The organism is Ruegeria sp. HKCCD9138 (genome assembly GCF_057220975.1).
The window spans coordinates 169,564-183,147 of the sequence record NZ_JBWVAZ010000002.1 but is presented as its reverse complement, the minus strand read 5'-3'; the positions used below and the strand labels follow the sequence as shown (position 1 = coordinate 183,147).

The window sequence follows — 13,584 nt, the reverse complement described above, 5'->3', positions numbered from 1 at the left end:
GATGCTTCGCTATGCGCTCAAACGTCTGATTTCACTGGTGGTCAGCCTGGTCGTGGCCTCGGTTGTCATTTTCACGGTGATTGAGATTGCTCCGGGTGATCCGGCATCTTTTATGCTGGGTGTAAACGCCCAGCCCGATACGCTGGCTGCTTTGCGTTCTGAGCTTGGGTTGGATGTGTCCAAGGCACAGCGTTATTTCAATTGGGTCGGTGGGATGTTGGTGGGGGATTTTGGAACCTCATACACCTACCGGACCCCGGTTTCCCAAATGATCGCCGATCGGCTGTGGGTGTCACTTCCGCTGGCGCTATATGCGTTGACCCTTTCAACCCTGATTGCCTTTCCGGCCGGGATCTACGCGGCCGCACGGCGGGGAAGAACTGGCGACACTGCGGTGATGGGGGCGACGCAGCTGGGCATAGCAGTGCCGAATTTCTGGTTTGCCATGATGCTGGTGCTGGTCTTTGCCATCAAACTCGGCTGGTTCAACGCCGGAGGGTTCGCCGGTTGGGACAATGGGTTCTGGACAGGGCTGCATTCCCTGACCCTGCCCGCCATCGCGCTTGCCTTGCCGCAGGCGGCGATCCTGGCCCGTGTGATGCGTTCGGCCCTGCTGGATATTTTGGGCGAGGAATTCATGCGCACGGCCCGTGCCAAGGGATTGTCCCGGCGTCAAGCGCTTTGGCGGCATGGCGTTCGCAATGCGCTGATTCCGGTCCTGACCATCATCGGCTTGCAGTTTTCCTTCCTCCTGGCAGGGTCGATCATCATTGAACAGGTGTTCTATCTGCCCGGCCTTGGTCGGTTGGTGTTTCAGGCGATCTCGGCGCGCGACCTGATCGTGGTGGAATCTGTTGTCATGCTGCTGGTGTTCGCCGTCATCACGGTAAATTTCTTCGTCGATTTGGCTTACGCAGCCGTCGACCCGCGGTTGAGGAGCAGGACATGAGCCGTAATCTGATCCTCGGCATGTGCTTGTCTTCGCTGGTGTTGCTGGCGGCTCTCGTGTCGCTTGTCTGGACACCCTACGACCACACTTCACTAGACATTCCGGCCAAGCTGCACCCCCCCAACCCGCAGAACTGGCTTGGAACGGATCATTTCGGGCGCGATATGCTGTCGATGATCATGGTCGGTGCGCGGACCTCGATTGCAGTGGCTCTGGTGGCTGTGGGGATCGGCATGGTCCTGGGCGTTCCGTTGGGCCTGACAGCGGCGGCGCGCAAAGGGTCGTGGCTGGATGAGGTGATCATGCGTGGGAACGATCTGGTCTTCGCCTTCCCCTCTCTGGTCATTGCCATCCTGATCACTGCCGTATTCGGCGCCGGCGCAATCAACGCCATCATCGCCATCGGGATTTTCAACATCCCGGTTTTTGCCCGCATCACCCGCGGTGCTGCCCTGTCTTTGTGGGAGCGGGAATATATCCTCGCCGCGCGGGTCGCCGGCAAGGGCGCGGCCCGCATCTCGGCCGAGCACATCCTGCCCAATGTCGCCAACCTGTTGATCGTTCAGGGGACCATTCAGTTTTCCCTTGGGATTCTGGCCGAGGCGGGGTTGTCCTACGTCGGTCTGGGCGCGCAACCGCCCACGCCAAGCTGGGGCCGCATGTTGGCCGATGCGCAGACAATGGTCGGATTTGCCCCGCATTTGGCTCTGATTCCCGGGCTTGCCATCATCGTGACCGTTCTTGGGTTGAACCTGCTTGGCGATGGCCTGCGCGACTGGCTGGATCCACGCATCAGGGTGGCCCGCACATGAGTTTGCTGCAGATCGATAACCTCTCGCTGGTCATTCACGGCACGCCAATCCTCAAAAACCTCAGCCTTGCGATAGAACCGGGCCAGATTGCGGCGGTGACCGGGGAAAGCGGTTCGGGGAAATCAATGACGGCCCTGGCGGTCATGCAACTGCTGCCGAACGGGGCCGAGGCTGCCGGATCGATTTTGTTGGGCGGGCAGGACTTGCTGGACTGTACCGAACCTGAGATGTGCGCCTTGCGCGGCGCATCCATCGGGATGGTCTTTCAGGAACCGATGACCGCCCTGAACCCGGTCAAGGCAATCGGCGATCAGGTGATGGAAACCATTCTGATTCACAAGGCCATGCCAAGGTCCGAGGCGCGGCGGCGCGCGCAAGAGGTTCTAACGCGCGTCGGCCTGCCGCCCGACAGGTTTCCCCTCTCCCGCTATCCACATGAGTTGTCCGGTGGGCAACGGCAACGGGTTGTGATCGCTATGGCAATCGCCTTGCGCCCTCGGCTGCTGATAGCGGATGAGCCGACAACGGCTTTGGATGTGACGACGCAAGCGCAGATTCTGGACCTTCTGAAAGGGTTGGTGCGGGAATATGGGATGGGTCTGCTGATGATCACTCACGATTTGGCTGTTGTGGCCGACATGGCGGATCAGATCGTTGTAATGCGCCATGGAGAGGTCGTGGAATCCGGTACAACCGACCACCTGCTGCGGCACATGCAACACCCCTATACCCGCATGTTGTTCGAGGCGTCCGGCCATCAGGTCACGTTGCCGGAAGCAAGGGATCCACGCCCGCTGCTTGAAGTGGCTGATGTGATCCGCGACTACCGCTTGCCGCGCAAACGCCTGTTTGTTCAACCAGACCATCATCGCGCCGTGGATCGGGTTAGCTTCACGCTCAATCGGGGTGAGAGACTTGGGTTGGTAGGAGAGTCTGGCTGTGGAAAATCGACCCTAACACGGGCGATATTGGGGTTGGATGACGTGCAAGGTGGCCGAATTTATTTGGATGGGCAGCCTGTGTACTCTGGTCACAAACCCAACATGTCCGTACGTCGGAAAATGCAGGTGGTGTTTCAGGACCCGTTTGGCAGTTTCAATCCGCGCCATCGCGTTGCGCGCCTGATAACCGAACCGTTTCACTTGCTCGAAAACGCGCCCGCAGCCACGGAGCGCCAGGAACGGATTGCCGAGATGCTGACGGCCGTCGGCCTCAGCCCGGACGATGCGAGTAAATACATCCATGAATTCTCGGGCGGGCAACGTCAGCGTATCGCCATCGCCCGGGCGCTTATCATTCGGCCGGAACTGATCCTGTTCGACGAGGCAGTCTCGGCCCTCGATGTATCGGTACGCGCGCAAATCCTGGACCTGCTTGCGGAACTGTGTGACGCATATGACCTGACCTACCTGTTCATCAGTCACGATCTGAGTGTGGTGCGCACGGTCACCGATCGCGTTATGGTGATGCAGGCGGGCAAGATCGTCGAACAGGGTGAAACTGAGAAGGTCTTTTCAAACCCACGACATCCCTACACCCAAAAGCTGATCGAAGCAGCTCCGACACTGCCAGACATCGGCCAAAACGTTGCATGAATTGCAGTGTTAGAGCCTAAACAGGAGGACCACATGCCTAACTCTCTTTGGTTCGATCCCACCATGTGCCTGATTGGCGGCGAATGGGTTCCACCGGTGTCCGGGATGACCCTGCCTCTGGTCGATCCGTCGGATGGATCGGAAATCTGCCAGATCGCACGCGGAGACGCGCAGGATATCGATCTTGCTGTCGCGGCTGCTCGGTCCGCTCTTGAGGGTAGATGGGGCCACATGACCGCTGTCGAGCGGGGCCGCATTCTGACCCGTTTGGGCCAGTTGGTGCTGGAACGTGCGGATGATCTGGCACGGCTTGAGGCGACGGATGTCGGCAAACCGCTGACTCAGGCGCGGGCGGACGCTGTTGCCCTGGCGCGATACTGCGAGTTTTACGGCGGTGCTGCCGACAAGGTTATGGGTGAAACGATCCCCTATCTGGACGGGTATACGGTTTATTCCCTGCGTGAACCGCATGGGGTGACGGGGCACATCGTGCCCTGGAACTACCCCATGCAGATAATAGGCCGTTCTGTTGGTGCGGCGCTGGCCATGGGCAATGCCTGTGTTCTGAAACCGGCGGAAGAGGCCTGCCTGACCGCGCTGGCTTTTGCCGATCTGGCAATTGAAGCCGGATTGCCTGCCGGCGCGCTGAATGTTGTACCCGGGCTTGGGGCCGAGGCGGGCGCCGCCTTGTCGGCGCATCCTCGGGTCAATCATATCTCGTTCACTGGATCCGTTGCTACTGGCGCTTTGGTCCAGCAGGCTGCGGGACGAAACGTAGTGCCGGTGACGCTGGAACTCGGGGGCAAATCTCCTCAGCTTGTCTTTGATGACGCCGATCTGGACGCCGCCCTTCCATTTCTGGTGAATGCGGGCATTCAGAATGCAGGGCAAACCTGCTCGGCCTCGTCACGCATTCTGGTCCAGAACGGCGTTTACGAGCAGGTGAAGACGCGGATGGCGGAATCTTACGCGGAACTCACAGTCGGCCCGGCCATGCAGGATCTTCGTGTGGGCCCATTGATTTCGGCCCGTCAGAAACAGATCGTTAACGGCTTTCTTGCGAAGGGGTCAGACCTGACCATAGCCGCGCAAGGGCAGATCTTGGACAACGCCCCGGCCTTGGGTGCCTATGTGTGTCCGACACTGTTTTCGGATGTTCCGCCCGATCACGTCCTGGCAAGGGATGAAATTTTTGGTCCGGTACAGGTCCTGATCCCGTTTGACACTGAAGAACAGGCTCTAACAATAGCAAATGGCACGGAATACGGCCTTGTCGCCAGTATCTGGACCCGGGATGGCGCACGGCAAATGAGGCTGGCCAAGGGGCTGCACTCTGGGCAGGTATTCATCAACAACTACGGGGCCGGAGGTGGGGTGGAATTGCCCTTTGGCGGCGTAGGAAAATCGGGCCATGGCCGTGAAAAGGGGTTCGAGGCGCTTTATGGGTTTTCACAATTAAAAACGGTGGCTGCCTATCACGGCTAAGGATCAGACGATCACTTCATATGCCTGTTGTGCGCCAACATCGAACACGTGTTTGTAGCGCGCGATTTCACCCGCAGGCCCCATCGCCTTTTCTGGGTTGTCGGACAATTTGACCGTCGGTCGCCCATTGGCCGAAACCGCCTTGCACACCAACGAGAAAGGCGCGAGCGCGTCGTTCGGAACAAGGTCCCTGAAATCATTGGTCAACAATGTACCCCAGCCAAATGAGACGTTGGTCCGACCCGCAAACTGTGCGTGCAATTCGCGAATTTTGTCCACATCCAAACCGTCCGAGAAGATGATACGCTTTTGCATCGGGTCTTCGCCCCTGGATTTCCACCACGCAATTGCGATTTCCGCACCGGATGCAGGATCGCCGCTGTCGATGCGAATACCCGTCCAACCCGCGAGCCAATCCGGCGCATTGTCCAGGAACCCCTTGGTTCCATAGGTGTCAGGCAAAATGATACGCAGATTGCCATCATGTTCGTCATGCCAGTCGCTAAGCACCTCGTAGGGCGCTTGCGCCAATTCCTCGTCCGTGTCGGCCAGAGCGGAATAGACCATCGGCAGCTCATGTGCGTTGGTGCCGATGGCCTCAACTTCGCGTCGCATGGCGATCAGGCAGTTGGATGTTCCGGTGAAATCGGATCCCAACCCTTCGATCATGGCCTGTACGCACCAGTCCTGCCACAGGAATGAATGTCGCCGGCGGGTGCCAAAATCAGCGATGCTCAGACCGTCGATCTCGCGCAGTTGGCCGATTTTCTCCCAAACACGGGTCATGGCGCGGGCATAAAGCACCTGAAGTTCGAACCGGCGCATATCGTTCAGAACTGCCCGCGACCGAAGCTCCATCAATACTGCCAGTGCAGGGATTTCCCACAGCATGACTTCGTGCCACTTGCCTTCGAAGGTCAGTTCGTACTGATCGCCCTTGCGTTCCAGGTGATAGGGCGGAAGCCGCAGGTTTTCGAACCACTCCATGAAATCCGAGCGGAACATCTGCCGCTTGCCATAGAACATGTTGCCGCGCAGCCAGGTGCTTTCCCCCCGGCTGAGGCTGAGCGAGCGGATGTGATCAAGCTGTTCGCGCAGTTCCCCCTCGTCAATCAGGCGGGCCAGCGGGACGTGATTCGAACGGTTTATCAGTGAAAAAACGACGTCCGTTTGGGGCTTATTTCGAAACACTGACTGGCACATCAGCAGTTTGTAGAAGTCCGTGTCGATTAAAGACCTGATAATTGGGTCTATTTTCCATTTGTGATTGTAGACACGCGTTGCGATGTCGACCATGGGAAACTCCTGCGATTTCGATTGTTAGATCAATCGAGGCGGTAATTGGCAAGAGTCGCCAAATTGGTAACAATGCCAAGGACAAGTCACATTGCAGGCTTATTGTGAGTTCTCTTCACGCGTTAGTGGAGGGTGGGGGATGGTAAAGAAGGTTAGTTTTGTGAATGGGTCTAGAGTACGATTTTGACATAGTTGCCATTGCACCTGACGAAGTTGATCCGGAACATGGTTTTGCGGCCATGACAGGCACGCGCCCTGTACGCGCGTTGTTTCGTGACTTTGACACCGCGCAGGCATTGCGGTCGGCATCTCCAAAAATTCGCAGAATTTTCCTTGAATCCGGGTTCAGCCTTGAAACCCGCAACAGCGGCGCGCGCCGCGGATACTATCCGCCCGAAGATGCTGCGGATCGAGAACGCATTCTGAAACGGTTATTCACGAATATCCGCAACATGGGCCTGCAGGGCGAATATTGCGGCGAGTTCGACTTTTGGGATTTCCTGCACCATGTTCGGACCGCGAAGCCGGGCGAGGTACGCGTCAATCCCAAGCCCGAGCAACTGCCAAAGCTGCAAGAACCGGTCAGCCCCCCTCCGGAACGGCGGAGCGTGGCCGGGCGTGTTGGCTTTGCGCTGGCGGCGGCAATTATTCTGTATGTCGTGCTGAAATACCTGGCCGAGCGTGGCGGTACTCCCTGACCCTAAATAAGGGAAATACCTGCTGCACGCATGGCTTGCTCTGCCGCGGCGAGTGACCCATCCATGTCGATGGCACGGCACGCTGCGGTGTTGACTGTCACATCAAAACCCAGTTCGGCTGCGTCCAATGCCGAGTAATGCACGCAGAAATCGGTGGCCAGGCCAACCAGCGTCAATTGGTGAATGCCACGCGTGTCCAGATACCCCTTCAGACCGGTAGGAGTCTCTCTGTCATTCTCAAAAAACGCGGAATAGCTGTCGATGGTGCTGCGGAACCCCTTGCGCAGGATCAGGTCTGCATCGGTGCGCAGGTCTTGGTGAAATGCCGCGCCCCTTGTCCCCTGCACACAATGATCCGGCCACAAAACCTGCGGGCCATAAGGCATCTGCGTCATCTCAAACGGGGCCTTGCCCGGATGAGAGCTGGCGAATGAAGAATGCCCCGCCGGGTGCCAGTCCTGTGTCAGAATAACGGCGTCGAAATCGTCCATCATCGCGTTGATCGGAGCGACGATCTCATCTCCGCCGGTCACGGCAAGGGCACCGCCGGGGCAGAAGTCATTCTGGACATCGATTACGAGCAGAGCGTGAGTCATCAAGGCCTCCTATGCTTGGTCTATCGGTATGAGCAGGGAAGGTGCCCGTCAATCCGCTCTCTTGCGTCTGATCCGCGCGGGCATTAGATCGCGCTCATGTACACAATAGCCGCGCTCTATCATTTCACGCGCTTCGCCGACCCCGCGGCCTTGCGCCCCGTATTGCTGGAACTGTGCCGCGCGCAGTCCGTCAAGGGCACGCTGCTGCTGGCGCATGAGGGGATCAACGGCACGATCGCAGGACCGCGGGCGGGCATTGATGCGGTTCTGGCGCATATCCGGGCTTTGCCCGGGTGCGACGGGCTGGAGTGGAAAGAAGCCACCTCCGATCATCCGCCGTTCGGCAAGATCAAGGTTCGCCTGAAAAAAGAGATCGTGACAATGGGGCAGCCGGACGTCGATCCGCGCGCCAGCGTGGGACATTACGTCGAGCCGGAAGATTGGAATGATCTGATCCGGTCGGACGATGTCGTGGTGATCGATACCCGCAATGATTATGAGGTGGCGATTGGCACATTTGAAGGTGCAATAGACCCTAATACGGCAAGTTTCAGCGAGTTTCCTACCTGGTGGGAAGCGAACAAAGATCGCTTTCACAACAAGCGAGTCGCCATGTTCTGCACCGGAGGTATCCGGTGTGAGAAATCGACAAACTACTTGCTGGGACAAGGGATCGAGGAAGTCTATCACCTAAAAGGGGGCATCCTGCGGTACCTGGAAGAAATGCCGGCGGAGGGCAGCGCTTGGCAGGGCGACTGTTTCGTATTCGATAACCGTGTGTCGGTTGGCCACGGTCTGGTCGAAGGACCCCACAAGCTGTGCCATGGTTGCCGCCGCCCGATCCTTCCGGAAGACATGACGCGGCCGGAATACGAGCAGGGCGTGTCCTGCCACCAGTGCGTCAACGAAACCTCCGAGGTGGACAAGATGCGGTTCCGGGAACGGCAGAAGCAAATTCAGCTGGCGCGCGCACGTGGGGACGAGCATCTGGGTTCGGATTGAATTCGGCTTGCAGGCCTGTGCGGGAATCCGGATGATCCGAGGCGCACCAGCATGGCGGAACCATTATGACCAACGAACCCAGAACCTTGGAAGAATGGAAGTCGACCCTTTTAGCCGCTCTCGGTCTGGTCCTGGCCAGTTTTCTTGCTTGGTTCGGCTTGTCGCGGCTCAGCGAAGCCACTGCCGGTGACACGATCGGAACGATCGCCGCAGTGGGGCTGGTGATCTGGATCGTCTCGCAGTCCTGGTATTACATGACCCAGGTCAAATCGCCCCGGCGGCTGTTGTTCCTGATGGGTGTGTCTTTCATCCAGGTCGTCCCCTTCCTGTTTGCGGCAGTGTACGGAGCGTTCGGGTACAACGATCATTGCGTCACGGGCGCCGAGGGCCCGGCCGATATCCTGTACTTCTCGTATGTCACGTTCACCACCGTTGGATATGGTGACATGACGCCAATAGGACTGTGCCGCGGCTTGGCCGTTGCCGAGGCCGTAATGGGTTATATCCTGTTGGGCATGTTTGTCGCCGCTGCCGTGGCGCTTTACGCCCGCAATCATGGAAAATAAGGCTCTAACTCAGGCCTATTTGTTCTGATCGATCCAACGCGACATCAAGTTCTTGTCGCGAAAACACTCATTCGGAATCGGGCGGCGTTTGCTGCGGGATATCCGCTCGGCAAAAGCAACTTGCTTGCCGGTAGGGTAGTTTGAGAAGGGCGAAGCGTCCTGCGGTTTGTGTGCCGAAATCCAGTCCGACATCGACTTGCGATCCCGCTGCGCCTCGACCGGTATCTCCAGTGCCGATTGTTGTGCGATCGCGCGGGCATAGCGCATTTGCCGGTCCGTGACCGGAAGAAGGTGGTAATCGTTGCTGGGCGCATCGAACCAGCTTTGACGGGCAGCGTTGGTCATAGCTCGAAAACCTCCGTTCCACCTGCAGCATTCCGTGGAACAAATATAGAACATTTTAGGAACTTTTTCAAGATTTCAGCCGGATGAGGCGCTTGTTGCGCCCTTTCAGATCCAACCTGTCCCACCGTTTTGCGGCCACAAAGGCGCGTTTTTCACGCGCTCAGAACCTATCAAAGAATCATTCTGCGTCGGTTCAACCCATAGCTGGTCACATCGCCGCGTGCGCCGATGCAGTTGGCGGGACTTCGCTCATGGCCTGTGTGAAACAATGCCAAGACGATCGTCCGACGGGTGCCCGCCTGTCCGGATTGTATCACTTCCTGTTAATCAAACTCTGTTCCCGACATTTCGCGTCGGGAACAGAGCATCAGTTGGGTTCGGTCTGTGGCTGACTTTCGGGAATGGATGCAGTCAGGAGAGAACCCATGAAAACCCATGCGCAAGCGGTAGTGATAGGAGGCGGCCTGGTTGGCTGTTCTATCCTGTATCATCTTGCAAAGCTGGGATGGCGCGATGTTGTTTTGCTGGAGCGGGACGAACTGACCAGCGGGTCAACCTGGCATGCGGCGGCGAACATTCACGGGCTGCACGACAACAACAACGTGACCCGCGTCCAGCATTACACGATGAACCTGTACAAAGAGCTGGAGAAGGAAACCGGGCAGGGCTGCGGTGTGTTCCAGCCCGGATCTCTCTATCTGGCGCAGACCGAGGATCGCGAACATCAGCTGCGTCTGCAGGAGGCAAAGGCCAGATTCTACGGTCTGAACTTCTATGAAATCAGTCGCGAGCAAGCGATGGAGCTGCACCCGCTGGCGCAGTTCGATGACATTCGTTGCATCATGTATGAACCCGACGGCGGCAATGTCGATCCGTCCGGGGTGACCATGGCCTATGCCGCCGGGGCGCGGGCCATGGGCGCAACGATTGAGCGGTTCTGCCCTGTAATAGGGACTGAACAGCAACCCGACGGGTCGTGGATCGTACGCACCGAAAAAGGTGATATTCACACCCAGTGGGTGGTCAATGCGGGCGGTCTTTGGGGGCGCGAAGTTGCCGCGCTGGCCGGGATCGAACTGCCGTTGCAACCGACCGAACATCAGTATTTCGTGACTGAAGCGATTGATGAGGTCGCTGCGCTGGGTCGCCGCCTGCCGTCCATCGCGGACCGGGATGGCGAGTATTACTTTCGCCAGGAAGGCAATGGTCTGCTGATCGGTGCCTATGAGAAAGACATGCGATTCTGGGCCGAAGATGGCACGCCGCTGGATTTTGCCCATGACCTGTTCCCCGACGATCTGGACCGGATCATGGAAAACGTCATTCGCGCGACGGAACGGGTGCCTGCTGCCGCCACAGCTGGTGTCAAACGGGTGATCAATGGCCCGATGATCTGGTCGCCCGATTCCAACGCGATCTGGGGCCCGGTGCCGGAGTTGAAGAACTATTTCTGCTGTACCGGCATTATCCCCGGCTTCTCGCAATCCGGCGGTCTGGGCCTGCTTGCGGCGCAGTGGATGATCGAGGGTGAGCCGCAATATGACATGTTCGCCTGGGATTTGGCGCGGTTCGGCGACTGGGCTGACAAGGCGTTTACCAAGGCACGGGTCGAAGACGCCTATACCCACCGCTTTGCCATCCATTTCCCGAATGAAGAGCGTAGCGCCGGGCGCCCGGCGCGTGTTCGTCCTGCTTATGAGATGCAGAAAGCGATGGGCTGCGTTTTTGGCCTGAACTGCGGTTGGGAGCATCCGCTGTGGTTCGCAGATCAGCCCGACCTGGTCGAAACAAATGGTTTCACACGCCAGAACTGGTGGGAACCCGTCGGGCGCGAAGCGCGGATGCTGCGCGAACATGTGGGCGTCATCGACATCTCGAACTTCGCCAATTACGTCATCAAGGGCTCGGGCGCTTACGACTGGCTGGACCAACTGGTGGCCAATCGTGTGCCGACTGAAATCGGGCGCAGCTGCCTGACACCGCTGATCTCGGTGCGTGGCGGTGTGGCCGGGGATTTCACCATCACCAAGGTGGCCGAAGACGAATACATGATGATCGGGTCCGGCATGGCCGAGCGTTATCATCAGCGCTTTTTCGACATGGTGGACCTTCCCGAAGGCACGACGTTCGAAGTCGCCACCAACCGTATCGCAGGGTTCAACGTTGCCGGGCCCAAGTCGCGCGACCTGCTGCAACGTCTGACGAACGCCGACCTGTCGAATGAAGCGTTCCGCTTTATGCGCTCGCGGACAATCGACGTGGCGGGCGTTACCTGTCTGGCGATCCGTGTCAGCTTTACCGGCGATCTGGGTTGGGAACTGCACTGTGCCGAGGAAGACCAGATCAGGCTCTATTCCGCGCTATTGGAGGCAGCAAAGCACTGCGATGGTGGCCCGGTCGGAGGTCGCGGGCTGGGCTCGTTGCGGATCGAGAAAGGCTATGGCTCGTGGGGCCGCGAGTATTCTCAGGAGTACTGGCCGCAAGAGGTCGGGCTGGCCGGGTTGATCAAGCTCGACAAGGATTTCCTGCATAAAGAGGCGTATCTGGCAATCAAGGACAACGCCCCGCGCGAGGTACTGTCGATCTTCGAAGTTGACACGGACATTGCCGACGCATCCGGCGGTGAACCGATCTTTACTCCCGACGGCAAGCCGGTGGGCCGGGTAACCTCGGGCGCCTATGGCTATTCGGTCGATAAATCTCTGGCCATCGGCTACGCCGACCCGTCCGTTGCGCAATCGGGCGACACGGTGGAAATCTTCATCCTCGGAAAGCCGCATAAAGCCAGAATTCTCGAAAACCCACCCTTCGACCCCAAAGGCAATCGTCTCCGAGGTGTCCCGACTGCTCAGATGGAGACGGCCGAATGACCGGCGCCTTTGAGCGTGTCGCTGAATTCACATTGAACTGTGCTGCCGATCAGATGCCCGACAGCGCGCATGAAGCCGCCGCACGGATGTTGCTGGATACGTTGGGCGTCCTGATCGCGGCGGGCCCAATGGAGGCCGGGATAATCGCCCGCGAAACTGCGGTGTCGCTTTATGGTAGTTCCGATCCGTCCTGCAGCGCCCGCATGTTGTTCGATGGTCGCACGGTCAGCCTGGCTGGCGCGGCTTATGCGGCGGCTACACAGACGGACAATCTTGATGCCCATGACGGTTTCAATCCGACCAAAGGCCATATCGGGGTGGTTGTGGCCCCAGCCCTTGCGGCACTGGCCGAGCATAGCCCTGATCTGACCGGACCCGATGCGCTGTCCGCCGTGATCACCGGGTACGAGATTGCGGGTCGCGCCGGCCTGGCTCTTCATGCCTCGGTTAGTGATTACCACACTTCCGGTGCTTGGAATGCGCTGGGCGTCGTGGCGATGGCAGCACGTTTGCGTGGATTTGCGCCCGATCAGCTGCGACAGGCTTTTGGTATTGCCGAATATCATGGGCCGCGCAGTCAGATGATGCGTGAGATTGCCAACCCGACCATGCTGCATGACGGATCAGGCTGGGGTGCGTTGGCCGGTATGTCGGCGGCAATTCTCGCTGAACGCGGCTTTACCGGTGCGCCGGCCATCACCATTGAAGAAGATCGCGCGGCCCCGTATTGGGCCGATCTGGGCACGGTCTGGCAGATGGGCCAGCAATACGTAAAACCCTATCCGATCTGCCGATGGGCGCATGCGGCCATTGACGGCGTTCGGCTTCTGGTGCGCGATAACGATCTGACCCACGAACAGATCGAAAGCATCCAGATCAACAGCTTTCACGAGGCCGCCTGCCTGTTTCAAGGCATGCCGCAAACAACATCTCAGGCGCAGTATTCCCTGCCATTCGCCGTTGCGGTTCAGGCAATTCACGGCCGGATTGGTGTCGAACATATCACCGGCGCCGGACTATCGGATCCGGTGGTTGCGGATCTGATTAATCGCGTGCACGTCGCCGAAAGTGAGCAGCACAACATGCGGTTCCCTCAAGGGCGCTGGGCGGACGTCCGGATTATTACCAAAGACGGGCGGAACCTCCATTCCGGAGACCTCAACGCCCGTGGCGGCCCAGACGTGCCGATGACCCGTCAGGAAATTGTCGAAAAGTTCAAGGAGTTCTCGGTTCCATTTGTCGGCGAAGCGCGCGCCGACAAGATCGAAGCAGCAGTCTTTGGGTTGATCGAAAAGGGCTCGCGATTCTCTGACCTGGCGGACCTGCTATACGACCCGCCGGAGAGCGGACGGGTTTGAACCGGTCAACTG

12 protein-coding genes are annotated in these 13,584 nt (G+C 58.6%); 9 read left to right on the top strand and 3 right to left on the bottom strand.

The annotated features are described in order from the left end of the window. Position 1 precedes the first annotated feature (1 nt). The 4 genes from AC2TEL_RS04190 to AC2TEL_RS04175 are packed head-to-tail and all read left to right on the top strand — an operon-like array spanning position 2 to position 4,841. Positions 2-949, top strand: a complete 948-nt coding sequence (locus tag AC2TEL_RS04190) for an ABC transporter permease (protein WP_480902499.1) — start codon at positions 2-4, stop codon at positions 947-949. Then, a complete protein-coding gene (locus AC2TEL_RS04185) occupies positions 946-1,761 on the top strand; it encodes an ABC transporter permease (protein ID WP_480902081.1) in 816 nt (271 codons plus the stop codon). The genes AC2TEL_RS04190 and AC2TEL_RS04185 overlap by 4 nt, the downstream gene beginning before the upstream one ends. Next, positions 1,758-3,356, top strand: coding sequence for an ABC transporter ATP-binding protein (locus AC2TEL_RS04180; RefSeq protein ID WP_480902078.1), 1,599 nt, complete (start codon positions 1,758-1,760; stop codon positions 3,354-3,356). The genes AC2TEL_RS04185 and AC2TEL_RS04180 overlap by 4 nt, the downstream gene beginning before the upstream one ends. A gap of 33 nt (positions 3,357-3,389) precedes the next feature. Then, positions 3,390-4,841 carry an aldehyde dehydrogenase family protein gene (locus AC2TEL_RS04175; RefSeq protein WP_480902076.1) on the top strand — a complete coding sequence of 484 codons (1,452 nt, stop codon included), beginning with the start codon at positions 3,390-3,392 and terminating at the stop codon, positions 4,839-4,841. A gap of 3 nt (positions 4,842-4,844) precedes the next feature. Here AC2TEL_RS04175 and pncB read toward each other — a convergent pair whose 3' ends face one another. Next, positions 4,845-6,137 carry a nicotinate phosphoribosyltransferase gene (pncB, locus tag AC2TEL_RS04170; RefSeq protein WP_480838302.1) on the bottom strand — a complete coding sequence of 431 codons (1,293 nt, stop codon included), beginning with the start codon at positions 6,135-6,137 and terminating at the stop codon, positions 4,845-4,847. 164 nt (positions 6,138-6,301) lie between these two features. Here pncB and AC2TEL_RS04165 point away from each other — a divergent pair, with 164 nt between their 5' ends. Continuing rightward, entirely contained in the window at positions 6,302-6,835 is a 534-nt protein-coding gene (locus AC2TEL_RS04165) for a hypothetical protein (protein ID WP_480902073.1), read from the top strand. Between the two features lie 2 nt (positions 6,836-6,837). Here the strand turns inward: AC2TEL_RS04165 and pncA are convergent, their stop codons facing one another. After that, the gene (pncA, locus tag AC2TEL_RS04160) at positions 6,838-7,431 is read right to left on the bottom strand and encodes a bifunctional nicotinamidase/pyrazinamidase (protein ID WP_480902071.1); all 594 of its coding nucleotides are present in this window, start codon (positions 7,429-7,431) and stop codon (positions 6,838-6,840) included. A gap of 96 nt (positions 7,432-7,527) precedes the next feature. Here pncA and trhO point away from each other — a divergent pair, with 96 nt between their 5' ends. Both trhO and AC2TEL_RS04150 read left to right on the top strand, forming a co-directional pair. Beyond that, the gene (trhO, locus tag AC2TEL_RS04155) at positions 7,528-8,433 is read left to right on the top strand and encodes an oxygen-dependent tRNA uridine(34) hydroxylase TrhO (protein WP_480838296.1); all 906 of its coding nucleotides are present in this window, start codon (positions 7,528-7,530) and stop codon (positions 8,431-8,433) included. A 65-nt stretch (positions 8,434-8,498) separates the two neighbouring features. Beyond that, a complete protein-coding gene (locus AC2TEL_RS04150; protein WP_480838294.1) occupies positions 8,499-8,999 on the top strand; it encodes a potassium channel family protein in 501 nt (166 codons plus the stop codon). Positions 9,000-9,014: 15 nt separating this feature from the next. Here the strand turns inward: AC2TEL_RS04150 and AC2TEL_RS04145 are convergent, their stop codons facing one another. After that, the gene (locus tag AC2TEL_RS04145; RefSeq protein WP_480838292.1) at positions 9,015-9,344 is read right to left on the bottom strand and encodes a hypothetical protein; all 330 of its coding nucleotides are present in this window, start codon (positions 9,342-9,344) and stop codon (positions 9,015-9,017) included. Between the two features lie 425 nt (positions 9,345-9,769). On the opposite strand from AC2TEL_RS04145, the gene AC2TEL_RS04140 reads away from it, so the two are divergent. Then, positions 9,770-12,214, top strand: a complete 2,445-nt coding sequence (locus tag AC2TEL_RS04140; protein ID WP_480838290.1) for a GcvT family protein — start codon at positions 9,770-9,772, stop codon at positions 12,212-12,214. Continuing rightward, a complete protein-coding gene (locus AC2TEL_RS04135; RefSeq protein WP_480838288.1) occupies positions 12,211-13,572 on the top strand; it encodes an MmgE/PrpD family protein in 1,362 nt (453 codons plus the stop codon). The genes AC2TEL_RS04140 and AC2TEL_RS04135 overlap by 4 nt, the downstream gene beginning before the upstream one ends. The last annotated feature ends 12 nt before the right edge of the window (positions 13,573-13,584 follow it).

What these genes read in the sequence shown, in the direction of transcription:
- AC2TEL_RS04190 (WP_480902499.1), top strand. Translation starts at nt 2, where the DNA reads ATGCTTCGCTATGCGCTCAAACGTCTGATTTCACTGGTGGTCAGCCTG.
- AC2TEL_RS04185 (WP_480902081.1), top strand. Translation starts at nt 946, where the DNA reads ATGAGCCGTAATCTGATCCTCGGCATGTGCTTGTCTTCGCTGGTGTTG.
- AC2TEL_RS04180 (WP_480902078.1), top strand. Translation starts at nt 1,758, where the DNA reads ATGAGTTTGCTGCAGATCGATAACCTCTCGCTGGTCATTCACGGCACG.
- AC2TEL_RS04175 (WP_480902076.1), top strand. Translation starts at nt 3,390, where the DNA reads ATGCCTAACTCTCTTTGGTTCGATCCCACCATGTGCCTGATTGGCGGC.
- pncB (WP_480838302.1), bottom strand. Translation starts at nt 6,137, where the DNA reads ATGGTCGACATCGCAACGCGTGTCTACAATCACAAATGGAAAATAGAC.
- AC2TEL_RS04165 (WP_480902073.1), top strand. Translation starts at nt 6,302, where the DNA reads ATGGGTCTAGAGTACGATTTTGACATAGTTGCCATTGCACCTGACGAA.
- pncA (WP_480902071.1), bottom strand. Translation starts at nt 7,431, where the DNA reads ATGACTCACGCTCTGCTCGTAATCGATGTCCAGAATGACTTCTGCCCC.
- trhO (WP_480838296.1), top strand. Translation starts at nt 7,528, where the DNA reads ATGTACACAATAGCCGCGCTCTATCATTTCACGCGCTTCGCCGACCCC.
- AC2TEL_RS04150 (WP_480838294.1), top strand. Translation starts at nt 8,499, where the DNA reads ATGACCAACGAACCCAGAACCTTGGAAGAATGGAAGTCGACCCTTTTA.
- AC2TEL_RS04145 (WP_480838292.1), bottom strand. Translation starts at nt 9,344, where the DNA reads ATGACCAACGCTGCCCGTCAAAGCTGGTTCGATGCGCCCAGCAACGAT.
- AC2TEL_RS04140 (WP_480838290.1), top strand. Translation starts at nt 9,770, where the DNA reads ATGAAAACCCATGCGCAAGCGGTAGTGATAGGAGGCGGCCTGGTTGGC.
- AC2TEL_RS04135 (WP_480838288.1), top strand. Translation starts at nt 12,211, where the DNA reads ATGACCGGCGCCTTTGAGCGTGTCGCTGAATTCACATTGAACTGTGCT.